Source organism: Streptomyces sp. NPDC051133 (genome assembly GCF_040682635.1).
In the GTDB taxonomy this organism is placed as follows: Bacteria; Actinomycetota; Actinomycetes; order Streptomycetales; family Streptomycetaceae; genus Streptomyces.
In genome coordinates this window covers 1-12300 of the sequence record NZ_JBFBBK010000099.1, presented here as the reverse complement: position 1 = coordinate 12300, position 12300 = coordinate 1, and the positions used below count along the sequence as shown (strand labels likewise).

Here is a 12300-nt window from a genome sequence, read left to right as displayed (position 1 = left end):
GCCGGCCTGGTGGCGCTGTTCGCGGTGTCGATGCCGGGCGCCTTCGCCTTCCTGGCCTTCCAGCAGGACCGGGGCACCGAGGGGGAGTCGCTGGGGGGGATTTGGCCCGGCTATGCCGCCTACAAGAGGGTGTCAAGAACATGAACCACCGTGCCAGAAAGAGCCGTTGGATCGTCGCTGGCGTGACGGCCGCCGCTGCAGCCTCGGCCATGCTGGCCCTGCCGACAGCCAACGGTGCTGAACCAGAAGCGAAGCAAACAGTCCTGGATAGAGCGATTCTGGCTCAGTACGGCAGGGTGATTGGTGTGCGTGGCTCCGCACCGATGATCCGGAACTCAATGGCGAGTGAATACTGTCAGAAACACGGGTTCGGTTTCGGTGATGGCCAGTGCACGATTACCGAATTTACCGAAGAGTCACGCACGGTGACTCCCAACCATATGAAGCGGGTCGGGGATTACCTTTACAACTGTTCCGCGGACGACGCCGATAAGGCAGTGACCTGGAGCCGTTGGAACGAGGCCTACAACAAGGTGGGTGGCTCCGTGGGCCTGAGCGTTTCCGCTGAGGCCAGCTTCATCGTAGGCGGGGGCTGGTCCGTCTCGGCCAAGCAGACTTACTCGTACAGCTGGGGCGAGCGGAGCACCCAGAGCGGGCGAGACACTCTTACCGCAAAGCCAGGATACGTGGCGTGGTGGGAATACGGTACATATTATGGAACGGTACATGGTATTGCCAACGTCATTATCAGTCGCCCCGGAGAGGGTATGCTGCCAGGTTCCTTCAGAGTAGTCGCCGACATCACCGGCGACCTGCCAAAACCTGGTAAGAAGGCGGATCGGAAGGCGCAGACCATCAAGGGGCTTGTGTCCCAGACACGAAAGATGACGGCGGGGGAACGCAAAGCTTGCAACACCGCTGCGACAGAGGGCGGCGACGTTTTCACTCGCGCCGACCCGACCTACTAGCCGCGGGATATGTGAATGTCTCTCAGCTCATCACCAATTCCTAGCCTGCTGATCCCTGCCTGAATGGCTCCCCGCTCATAAGGAAGACACCATGAGAGCAAGAACGCATGCCTCATCTCGCGCGCGCCGCGGACGTTTTGTAGTGGCGGGAGCCACCGCCGCCGCCGTCGTAGCTTCTGCGTTGCTGGTCTCGTCGGCGAACGGCCAGACCGTGAATGACAAGGCGAAAGGGAAGAGCGCAAAGGAAAAGGAAAAGGCATACGAAAACCTCATCCTGTGGATGCCCGGCCGGGTCATGGGAGTGAAAGGTACGCCGCCCCTCGTCCGTAACTCGGCGGCCAACCAATATTGCAAGACTTATGGCGTGGGTGACGGATACGGCCAGTGTAAGATAACGGGCTTCAGTGAAACATCACGGAAGTCGACGCTCAACTATAAAGAACGCGTCAGTGACTATGTCTTCAACTGTACTCCGAGTACGACGACCAAGACGCTCGAGTGGAGCAAGACGCGCATCATTCAGAACAGTTTGGGAACTGATATTTCACTGTCCAAAAAGTTCGGCATCTCTTACGATATTCTGGACCTTATCAAGGTCGGGGCTGAGGTCTCCGCGTCCATCGGGATCACCTATGATTACACCTGGGGAGAGGCTGAGAGTGAGGGAGGGGCTGAAACGCTCAGAGTCCGGCCGGGATATGTGGGCTGGATTGAATACGGCTCATTCCACGGGACGGCTCACGGTATCGCCGATGTTCTCATCACCAGGCCGGTTTTGGGATCGGGAATGCTGCCGGGTTCTTACCGAGTGGTCACCGACATCGCCGGTGACCTGCCAAAACCGCTCGACCCCAACGCCCTTAAGGATCAGCAGGTCACGGGTGCTATTCCCCGCAGCGTTCCCATGGACAAGAACGAGCTGAAGCAATGCAGGACCAACCCCACCGTCCGATCGGTGAAAACGTCGACCGCGCGTTAGCCGGAGCCAGGGCTGACCGCTGCCTCGTACGAGGCAGCGGTTTTGCTATTCTAGGATTTTGTCCTATATGCGTGCCGATGAATTCGGGCCAGCCAGCTGGGTCGGCACGGGGGCCACAGTCTTCCTGGGAACGGTGTGGGGTTATCGCGGTGTGCTGGTGTCGTTGGGCGTGCGGCTGGCTGGAGGAGAGACCGGTGATGTGTCCGCAGGCGGCGCCGACACGCTTGCGCTGGGTGGTGGCTGGCTCCCGGTCGTCTCGTGCGTCCTCGAGGGCAGCGAGTCCGATGACCCCGGTGGCAGTCCATATGAGGGTTGGGAGGGTTTACCGTTCCATGCATGCGAAAGCTGGGGGGCCGGCGTCTGGCCGGCCGTCGTGGAGTGCTGTGGCGGCGCGTCTGGTGAGCGGGGGCCCGGAGGCCTGGTACCAGGGCGTGTTTGTTGCGCCCAGCGCGACGGTGTCAGATGGGAACCATGGCCTGGCTGCTTCTGGTTCTGGCTGTGTGTTCCCTTCGGCCGCTCGTCGGTGCGCTCACCGCCGCCCGTGTGACCGTTGCCCGTCATGGCGAGGGTGACACCGGCCACGATAGCGATCGCCGCGATCACCGTCCCCAGCGTGACGACCCTCAACGTGGCATTTCTTCGGTTCGGTTCGTCGTGTTCTTCGAAGCCTTCGTCATCGCGTCCTGCAGGCGGCAAGACCATCGTCTGAAAGGTCGGTGGAGTGCCGGAGTTGCCGTGAGGGAGCGCCATCGTGTCAGCAGAGCCGCCGGTCGAGGTGGCGGGAGGCGCTTCGGGCATGCCCCCACGGCCGGCTGTGTTCCAGGTGCCGACGTTACTTCCATGGCTGTGCAGCATTTGAAGCCCGTACTGAACCAGGCTGTGCATTTCTTGCGCTGTCTGGAAGCGGTCGTCCGGGTCTTTCGCGAGCGCACGCATCACGAGCCCGTCCAGCTCCGGCGGCGCCGCACCGGACACCTGGGACGGCGGCACCGGCGTGTCCTCGACGTGCTGACGGACGAGAGAGATAGGCGTCTCGCCGGCAAACGGCGGCCGCGCTGTGAGGAGTTCGTACAGAAGGCAACCTGTCGAGTACAGGTCGGAGCGGTGGTCGATGTCCTTGCCCACCGCTTGCTCCGGCGACAGGTAATCGGGCGTGCCCACGACCATGCCGGTCTGCGTCATCCTCGACTGGGCGTTGTGCAGAGCGCGCGCGATGCCGAAGTCCGTCACCTTTACGGTACCCGCGTTGGTGATGATGACATTTGCCGGCTTGATGTCGCGGTGGACGATGCCGTGATGGTGAGAGTAGGCGAGCGCGTCCAGGACACCGGAGACGATGAAAAGCGCGTGCTCCGGTCCAGGGGAGGCGCAGTTGAGCAGCAGTTCGCCGACGGTCTGCCCCTCGACCAGCTCCATCACAATATAGGGAACGGTCGAATGATCGATTACGTCTTCCCCGGAGTCGTACACCGCAACGACCGCGGGATGATTCAGTTTCGCCGCCGACTGTGCCTCGCGGGTGAAACGGGTTGTGGACACGGGGTCTGCGGCGAGTTCGCGGCGCAGCAGCTTAACGGCGACGGTGCGTCCAAGGCGTACGTCCTCGGCGGCGAACACCTCTGCCATCCCCCCACAGCCGAGTCTGCGCGTCAGCCGGTACCGGCCGACCAGCCCGCCGTTGCCCCAGTTCTCCGGGACGTCCGGCCTTCCTCCGCCCGTCCCATAGTGAGCGGAGGAGACATGAGCGTCCTGCCTATGTGCCATCGTCCTCGCCGTCGTTCTGCCGTGTTCGCCTAGCCTTCGGCGGCGTACGGTACAGCGCCCCCGCAATCCACTGGCAGGAACGGGCAGGACGGTTGCGCTCAATGCATCAGCCCGGGAGGACCGGCCTTCAGAATTTCGGACGTCTCGCCAAGACATTTCAGATGCCGGCATCTCACACGCTGGGGTTATACCCGGATACTGCGGAATGTGCGCCAGGTCGTGGCCGGTTAATCTGTACGTGGCTCGCGTAGGAGGAACCGCAGAGCGGCGCACGCACACCTGCAGTGTTGCGGTGTTTGCAGACCTCACGACCGTAGCCCTACGACCGTTCGCAAGTCGCTGGAGTACTAGGGCCTGTGTGAGGTCGTGATCAATCTGGTGTTCTGGTCCCGTGCAGGGACTGGGTCCTGGTCGGACGCTGGGTGTGACACGTAGGCAGCTCACCGGCCGGCAGTGGGAGTTCATCCAGCCGTACCTGCCGGTAGGCGAGTACGGTCCGTACCCCGAGCGGCTGCGGGAGCAGTTCGAGGGGGTGATCTGGCGGTTCCGGTCCAGCGCCCAGTGGCGCGAGATGCCCCCTGAGTTCGGACCGTGGGCGACCGTCTACGGGCGTTTTCGCGTCTGGCGGGACGCCGGGGTCTTCTCCGCTCTTGTGGAAGGCATGACCGCCGAGGCCGCACGCCGGGGACAGACGGACTTATCCCTGGTCAGCGTGGACGCCACCACTGCCCGCGCTCACCACGAAGCGGCCGGGATGCACATCGGCAAGGACACCATGGACGCCCTTGAGGAAGCCGCGCCCCGAGCAGGAGCGGGCCCGGCAAAAGGGGGGGCGGAGCGCTAGAACAGAACGGACAGGACGGCTGGGACGCCCCCGAGCAGGAAGAGCGACGGCGTATCAGGCGGCGGCGCAAGCTCCGCTTGCACCAGGCCCTGCCCGGCAGATCCCGTGGTGGACTGACGAGCAAGATTCATCTCGCCGCTGACCGCAAGTGCCGTCCGCTGTCACTCGTGCTGACCACGGGCCAGGCCGGCGACAGCCCGCAGTTCGTCCCCGCGCTGCAGAGGATACGGGTCCGTCTGCCTGTCGGCCGGCCTCGAACCCGGCCCGACGCTGTGGCTGCCGACACGGCCTGCTCGTCCCGCGCCAACCGCTCATACCTGCGGAAACGCAACATCAAGGCAGTCATCCCTGAGAAGAAGGACCACGCCGCCAACCGGAAGAAGAAAGGCCGCCGGGACGGCCGCCCCACATGCCACGACGGCAATCTTTACAAAGAGCGGAACACCGTCAAGCGGCTCATCAACAAGGTTGAAAGCCTGGCGGCGCATCGCCACTCGATACGACAAGACGCCCGAGAGCTACCTCGCCGGTCTCCACCTCCGCGCGTCGATGATCTGGATCAACGACCTCCTCAAGGCAACCGGCTGATCACAACATCACACAGGCCCTAGAATGACCAGATTCACGGGGTTGCTCCCAGCCGCCCCGTGAATTCAGCGCCGGGTGTGCCCAGCCCCTGCGCGACCGACGGTCACCGGAACCGCCCGTCCGGTGACCGTCGCCTTCCGCAGACGCCCACATCACAGCCGTTCAGTCGCCTACGCGCCCGTTGACGTACAGGTCCCCCGCCGCAGACCACTTCTGGGCCCCGTCATACTTCGTGAACGCCCGGGGTTCCTCGCTAGATCATGTCTGAATACGCAGGCTGGATGGGGCTTGCGGACAGTCATGCGCGTCGGGATCACAGCGCCACCCGGCGGCCTCATGCGCGTGAGCCAGACGAAGTGGCTGTTCGTTGAGGCGCTGATTGATCAGGTGGCAGGATGGGCCGATGAAAGGCTGCTGTCTGGTGACCGAACGGCAGTTTTGCACCTCGGCCGACCCGACGGCCTCGCCACGGGACGCTTTCTTTTTCGACACCGACTCCTGCAGTGCGGCCATCAGTGCCAGCACCGCAGCGGGCTGCTCCAGGGCCCGGCAGCGGCTTCTCCTCACGCTTGCCTCGATGATCCGAGCGATCGCCTCGGTGTGGCGGTCGTGAACTCCTCGCCCTCGAGTTTGTCGGCGGCCACGGCGTCCATGAAGGCGAGCGCACAGTCGGTCTCCCGCTCGGGGTCGCGGTTCCGGTCGGGCCAGCGCGTTGCCTTGGCCGTCGCGGCAGTGGCTGACGTGGACCCGGAAGGGGGGAGGCCATGGTCATTGCGGTGCATTCGAGCTTCCAGCTGGGCACCGGTGATTCCGGCTTGCGGGGCGCAGTGACGGCCTCCTGCTGTTCCAGTCAGGTGAGGGCCTCGCAGGTCTGGCCAAGCTGCCACTTTTGCCCCAGTTCATCCCTCTTTCTGGCCCAGCACTAGGGGGCAGCAACTAGGCACTCACTAGGCATCTTCACTGATCCCACTTCTTACTCGAATCGTCAGGATGGAGGTGAAAGGAACTGCACGCACCGCATTCCTCGGAAGTGATCACTGTGGCCGACACCCTCGCCCTCCCTTCCTCCCCGGTGCAGCGCACCGGCAGGCCTGCCATGGCAGGCGAACTCACCACTGCGCCCCTTGTCCAGGTCCTGCCGCACCGTCCCCAGGCCGCCGCCCGTGCCCGTAGCCTGACGCATACCGCCATCACCGCCCGGGGATACTACGACCTTGAAGACGCCGCCCTCCTACTGGTCAGCGAACTGGTCACGAACGCGGTCGAACATGCCGCGCCACCCCTGGTCTTCCATCTGGACCAGCCCTCCTCTGACATCCTGCGTATCTCCGTCGACGACGGCGGCCCGACCACACACCACGACACCTGGCACGCTTCCTGCGCTGAGGATGAACACGGCCGCGGCACGACCTTGATCACCGCACTCGCCAACCAGCACGGCACCACCCACCACCCCGATGGCCACAGCACACACTGGGCCACCCTGAGCCTGGGGCCGACTTCCGTGGCGGCGACCTGCTGAGATTTCAGTTCTGAGTGACGCCATGCTGCACGGCACGACGATGCCCCAGGTTGTTCTTCACGTGCGCCCGCACTCCTCGGCCGGAGGGCGGGTACGGGGCACCCAGTGCCAGGTCAGCACAGGTGGGAGCGGGCCGCCTGATGGTGCCGGTCACCACCTCTACCGGCGGCGACAGAGTGGCGAATGGGCCGATCCGGGCGATGCTGCTGATGTCGGTACGAGCCTTCTACCTGGGCATCGCCCGCTGAGCGGTGTAGGAGCCGGCCCGGCGGCCCTGGGCGGCACCCGGCCCGATCAAGGAAGCCGAGACCTTCCCGGTGCTCAGGCCCGGGTCGACAGGGGGCAACGAGGGCAAGGTCCTCGCTCACATGGGCATTGAGATGGTCTACTGCAGCCGGGCCCGTGGCCGAGAGGTACTTGCGACCGTCTTTCGGTCCAGCCCCCGTCTTTCGTGGCGATCTCTGGCAGGCTCATTGCCCCGGACTACAGCAGCCCACGAAAGCGCCGGAGTTCCATGCGGATCCAAGACCATCGTCAGCTGCCCTCTGCCGCCCCGTACTGATCAACAGCAGAGCTGGACGCGGCTTCCCGCAGGCGCCGCGGCACGTGCACGGCCCGGGTGGAAGAACTGCTTGATCTCGCCGACGATGCAGGGGAGGGCGAAGGAAGTGAACTCCGCCTCCCGTAGCAGCTCAAACCGGTCGATCGCCTTGATCAGCCCGATCATGCCGGCCTGGACGAGGCCCTCCACTTCTCCGGCCCGCGGCTGTGGGAACCGGCCGGCCGCGTAGCGAACCAGGGACATGTTCATCTCGATCAGCGTGCTGCGGGCGTAGCTGTACTCGGGCATCCCCTCGTCCAGGGTCGCCAGTTGGTCGAAGAACAACCAGGACAGTTCACGAGCGTCTTTCGGGACCGCCTTGGACGGGTCGGCAACCGCCGGCAGGAACCATCTTGTCCACGGCAGTGGCGGTCATCAGGATCCTTCCCTCCCCCATACTGCATCAGCCCACTACGCGCCGATGACAGGCCGCCTACCCCGGCATCCCGTGCCACGCCCGCTGCAGGCGGCATACACCGAGCGCGACTGTGATCAGTCGGTGGGATAGGCAGGGCGCACCAGGGTAGAACGATTCCTGCTCCTGGTAGTCGAGGAGCTGGAGTATGCCCGGATACAGGGCTGCTCCCGGGAATGAACGAAGGATTCGGTTGATGGCCAGCGGCACAGTGAAGTGGTTCAACGCAGAAAAGGGCTTCGGCTTCATCACCCAGGACGGCGGCGGGGCGGACGTCTTCGCGCACTACTCCGAGATCCAGGGCAACGGATTCCGTGAGCTCACCGAGGGCGAGCACGTCACCTTCCAGATCGGCCAAGGCCAGAAGGGCCCGCAGGCCCAGAACATTGTCCGCGGCTGAGGGGGGAAGCCATGCACATGAAGGCGGCTGCCGGACCGGCAGCCGCCCTCGCCCATGCTTTGCTCGGTTCACCCGCAGGAAGCGGGACGCTGCCGATCTGTACCTCGCTGCTGTCGACACGTCACAAGGTCACGCGCGACAGGCACGCCGCTGCCGCAGCCCAGGTCCGCACTCTGCTGCTCTCCTCGAGCCGCGCGTGGCGCAGCACGGGGATCGGTGTGGCAGCGGTGGATGACCAGGCCGTCGGATATCGGGCACCGCCGCCAGGAATGACATGCGCAGCCTGGCGACAGGATCGATCGGCTCGGGCATCTGTCAGGCGCTCGGCATTGTCAGGCGCCGTCGTTGTAGCTGCTCGGGATCAAGCAGAACTCGATGGTGGTGTCAGCGGCGGAGTAATACTGGCCCGGGTTGTTCGGGTCGAACGGGGTGTGGACGCTGTCGTCGGCCCCGATGCCTGCAGGGGCGTATGAGTAAGCGTTGTTCTCGTCCCCGAAAGGTGTGCTCAGGAGTCCGACGGAGACGGCGGCGAAGGGGCCGTGGACGACGAAGTCGGTCACTGGTCCATTGACAGTGGAGCGTTCGGTCAAGTCGACGGTCGCGCCGGCGAAAGACAGGCTGCTGCTCGTCCCTACGTCTGGGACAAACGCACCAAGATCAACTGTGGTGCCCTCCGGGCAGAGAAAAGTGCTGGTTTCCACGGGTTGCACACCCGTACCGCTGGGTGGCCCCGGCTGCCTCTGTCCTGCCGAGGCGGGGCCTGTTGCGATGCCCAGTGCCACTACCGTGGCCAGGCTGGCACCGACGACCCGCGCTCTCCGTCTCCCCCGTCGCGATTTAGTCGCTGGCATCACGAGCATTCCTCCTAGTTTCGTGTGGCGGTACCAGACCCCACCCTCGGAGGCTCTTGCTCCTGTCCCTCGCGAAACCGAGCCGTGAACGCCTGTCCGATGGGCAGGTTTCTCAACGTTTGCCCGGTCGACCCGCCACTGACCTGTACGACGGCGCGCCATGAGTCATTCGGCCCATAAGAAAATATGATTTATGCGGGTCGCTTGTCCAGCAGGCCCGTGTGAGTCAGTGCAACGGGGTATGCCGCGGGCCACAGCTGAGATGGAGTACTGCCGACCGTGATGTCTTCTGCCGGTGCTTCTGCCAAGCGGCCGTGTGCGATGCGTTCAGCAGCTCCTGCGGCCTCGGCCAGCCTCCTATACCAAACCAGGCTCCCTGGCCGGAGAGGGGCTTCGCCTTCGCTGCACGGCCGCCACCGATATTCCGGGCCTGCTCCACCGCAGCCCGCGACGCGACCCAGGCCAGGTTGAAGTCGGACATCTCGCTGCCGCTCATGCCTGCCCCCACGAGGTGCAACCGAACCGCATATCAGCGACCAATGCAGGGAAATACACGGTGAGTGGGGTGCCCCCTCAGGAGGCACCCCACTTACCGCTGCACTGACAATGTATCTATGCGACGCTCCTGCTACCGGTTTCCTGCAAGCCAGACGTTTTGCTCGTATTATGGCCTACTTGCGCTGGTGGCTTCAAATCTCCACAGTGGGCGTCCCATTCCTTCCTTGTCATCCACCGCGCATAGTGAGTGACATCACCGTCTGTGCCGGTGTCAACACCGGGCAGGTCACCGTAGATATTCGTGGGATACATAAAGACCCCATACTTTTCCGGGCTTCCTATATATACAGTGGCGATTCCATGACTGTACCCCTTAAAAGGTTCGTATTGAACCCATCCCGTTTGTCCCTTGTCGAGCAGAACGGTATCCGTCTCGGTGTACGTATCCGATTTCGACCAAGAGTGTTCGTAGGATGCTGTCGCATTAAAATTGAGGCTTTCTTTGGCCCCAAGACCCAGGGGAGCCTCCTCGAATTCGATCGTGTAACCGATCGAAATCGAGGCACCTACCGAGTCTGTGGCAGTACTGGTTCTCGACCAGGAGATAGCAAAGCTGCTGTTGTCATGGGCGCACTCGAAGCGCGTATCCCCCTGCTGGTTCTTCCGAGGCGGGTCGGCAAGACGGCCTTCCTCATACCATGACAAAAGCTGGCATTGACCTGGCTTATCACCAATTCCGTGCTGATCGCAATACGCCTTCGCAGACATGCTTGACGAGGCGATCCCGATTTGCTTGTCCAGGACCGTCTCATCATCCCAACCAGCAGAGCAGGACTTTTCACCGCAACTTGCCGGCATACCCTCGGACGCCTGGGCCGATATATTCGACAGAGCGAAGAAAGCACCCATGGAAGCTGCTGCCATGGTCGCAATGACACCACGAATTTTACGACTTCTTATCATGCTGCCAGACCTCTTCTCGACATACCTCATGCAGGCGGACAGACCTCTTCCAGCCGACGGCTCAGGTAAGGTGGAAGCGTGATGAATATGGTGACCTAAGAAACGGATCTAAGACACAGGCGGCATGTAAAATATGCGCACGCGAATTTTACGATCCTGCCGCTCTAGGTGCGCAACCCGTCGCCCTGAAGCCTCATCTCGAGAGGACTCGCTCACAGGCCCGATTTCCAAGCCTAAAGGGGATGACTCGTTATGCGATTAGCTATCCGAGCCCAGATCTGCCCTCCCAATTACCGAATACTCCCCACACGACAACGGGTTTGTGATTCTCGAAACGGCACGGTCTCCTTGGCGCCTTCAGCCAACGCGGCGGGGGTGACCGCGACCGCCACTGCACCCGCCTAGCTTGATCTTTAACCTGTACGGCGGGGCTTTGGAGTGGTTGACCTCTTCTTTTGTCGTTCCGCTGGCTGTGTCCCGGGTGTGTGCGCGTCGTGGCAGAGTGCGGGACGGGTGTTCTTTCGACCCGCTGGTCGCCCCGGGACCGGGGGCCGGATGTGCCGGAAGTCGCGGCCGACGCGGGCGGAAGCCAGCCTGTCTGGAGAGCTGAGTTACTCCCAGAGACGGCGTCGGTCGGCTACGAGGAGGCGGGCGAGGCAGAGTTGGTTGCGTGCCGAGGCGGGACAAGCAGCCAACCCGATTGCTCAAGTGGCGGAAGTACGCCTGTGTACTGCTGTACGGGCTCGGCGAAAGCAGTGACGGTGCGGCGGCCCGCGCTGACGTAGGGAAGGGAGCCGCCCGAGGACGGCCCATTGCGGCGCGGGCGTCGACCTACTCGGAGGCAGGGGAGGCGCAGGCCCGCGGGACGAGGGCGTGAAAGGTGGCGTGCAGCTTGCTCCAGCGCAGCCACTTCTCAGGGGCCGCCGGTCCTGCAGGCGGGGACCTCCCCCTCTCTCGCAACACACGCCGGACCTTGTCCCGGACGCGCCGGGCGGCGTCAGCTGCCTACCAGGCGGTGAGGCCGGTTTGGGAGCAGGGCATGCAGAAGACCCGCGCCCGACGAGGGAGGGAGCGGGTCTTCTGTTACAGCAGCTGTTCTCCAGGGAGGCGTCCGTGGGTCTCAGCCGGAGATTCCGAGGTGGGATCCGTCGGGGTGACGCGCGCGGAATCTCGTTGTGAGAACGACGGAGGGCCTCATCGGTTACGACCTTGGGGTATTAGCCACGGTCTCGGCGTGAACCGAGAGCGACGGAGATATCCTCTGAAGGCTTCACTCGGCGGGTGTTACCTGGGCGGTGCAGCACGTTCGGCCTGCCTCGGGGGGACAGTGCCCGATGCCGCGCCGTACGCTGGCCAAGCCAGTGAGAGGGTGACCCGGGTTCGATAGGCTCACGAGTGAATGCGAAGCGGGACGTCGACCTGGTGGTCGTAGTCAGGAGCGTACCGGTGCCGGTGGGCTTGGCGAAGCGGCCTGGATTTCTGTGGCGGGGCGGGAGTCGTAGCGCGTGCAGTGGAAGCGGCCTGTGTCCTCGCGTCCGGCAGGGTCGTGACCCTGCGCGCATACCGCTTGGATCGCATAGCGCCGTTCTCGTTCACTTGTGAACAAGCGCTGTGGGTAGGTGCGGGCGGTATCGGTGGTGGTGTACAGGCCTCGCTGGGCCAATACGCGGATGACGTCGTCGTAGTCCACGGTTCGCAGGACAAAAGCGCTGATCCATACGGGGCGTCGGGTGTTGTCCAGCAGGGCCGTGATGGTGCGGGCGGTGATGTAGCTGCCGCCGCCAGTGAGCGTGATGACACCGACGTCCGCCAGACCTCGGCGCAGTGCTGGGCTGGGCGGCGACCGCCTCAGCGAGGCCGAACTCATCGGCACGATGCGCCTGATGCTGGTCGCAGGCCACGAGACC

The 12300-nt window shown here is 63.7% G+C and carries 8 protein-coding genes and 4 pseudogenes; 5 read left to right on the top strand and 7 right to left on the bottom strand.

Annotated elements, in window-relative coordinates; translation table 11 throughout:
* Positions 1-140: 140 nt before the first annotated feature.
* Entirely contained in the window at positions 141-968 is an 828-nt protein-coding gene (locus AB0N17_RS43940) for a hypothetical protein (protein ID WP_366017312.1), read from the top strand.
* A 91-nt stretch (positions 969-1059) separates the two neighbouring features.
* Positions 1060-1947 carry a hypothetical protein gene (locus AB0N17_RS43935; RefSeq protein ID WP_366017311.1) on the top strand — a complete coding sequence of 296 codons (888 nt, stop codon included), beginning with the start codon at positions 1060-1062 and terminating at the stop codon, positions 1945-1947.
* 141 nt (positions 1948-2088) lie between these two features.
* On the opposite strand, the gene AB0N17_RS43930 is transcribed toward AB0N17_RS43935, so the two are convergent.
* Positions 2089-3711: a protein kinase gene (locus tag AB0N17_RS43930; RefSeq protein ID WP_366017310.1), complete on the bottom strand. Its 1623-nt coding sequence runs from the start codon at positions 3709-3711 to the stop codon at positions 2089-2091.
* A 424-nt stretch (positions 3712-4135) separates the two neighbouring features.
* Here AB0N17_RS43930 and AB0N17_RS43925 point away from each other — a divergent pair.
* Positions 4136-5143, top strand: a pseudogene (locus AB0N17_RS43925) (IS5 family transposase).
* 258 nt (positions 5144-5401) lie between these two features.
* Here the strand turns inward: AB0N17_RS43925 and AB0N17_RS43920 are convergent.
* Positions 5402-5668, bottom strand: coding sequence for a hypothetical protein (locus AB0N17_RS43920; protein ID WP_366017309.1), 267 nt, complete (start codon positions 5666-5668; stop codon positions 5402-5404).
* A gap of 514 nt (positions 5669-6182) precedes the next feature.
* Here AB0N17_RS43920 and AB0N17_RS43915 point away from each other — a divergent pair.
* Complete coding sequence (locus AB0N17_RS43915) at positions 6183-6665, top strand: ATP-binding protein (protein WP_366017308.1); 483 nt, start codon at positions 6183-6185, stop codon at positions 6663-6665.
* A 582-nt stretch (positions 6666-7247) separates the two neighbouring features.
* Here the strand turns inward: AB0N17_RS43915 and AB0N17_RS43910 are convergent.
* Positions 7248-7642 (bottom strand): annotated as a pseudogene (locus AB0N17_RS43910) (sigma factor); the annotation flags it as partial.
* Between the two features lie 235 nt (positions 7643-7877).
* On the opposite strand from AB0N17_RS43910, the gene AB0N17_RS43905 reads away from it, so the two are divergent.
* The gene (locus AB0N17_RS43905) at positions 7878-8081 is read left to right on the top strand and encodes a cold-shock protein (protein ID WP_366017307.1); all 204 of its coding nucleotides are present in this window, start codon (positions 7878-7880) and stop codon (positions 8079-8081) included.
* Positions 8082-8413: 332 nt separating this feature from the next.
* On the opposite strand, the gene AB0N17_RS43900 is transcribed toward AB0N17_RS43905, so the two are convergent.
* The 4 genes and pseudogenes from AB0N17_RS43900 to AB0N17_RS43885 all read right to left on the bottom strand — a co-directional run.
* A complete protein-coding gene (locus AB0N17_RS43900; RefSeq protein ID WP_366017306.1) occupies positions 8414-8782 on the bottom strand; it encodes a hypothetical protein in 369 nt (122 codons plus the stop codon).
* A gap of 762 nt (positions 8783-9544) precedes the next feature.
* Positions 9545-10354 carry a hypothetical protein gene (locus AB0N17_RS43895; RefSeq protein ID WP_366017305.1) on the bottom strand — a complete coding sequence of 270 codons (810 nt, stop codon included), beginning with the start codon at positions 10352-10354 and terminating at the stop codon, positions 9545-9547.
* Between the two features lie 452 nt (positions 10355-10806).
* A pseudogene (locus AB0N17_RS43890) lies at positions 10807-11070 on the bottom strand (transposase); the annotation flags it as partial.
* Between the two features lie 755 nt (positions 11071-11825).
* Positions 11826-12300 (bottom strand): annotated as a pseudogene (locus tag AB0N17_RS43885) (hypothetical protein); the annotation flags it as partial.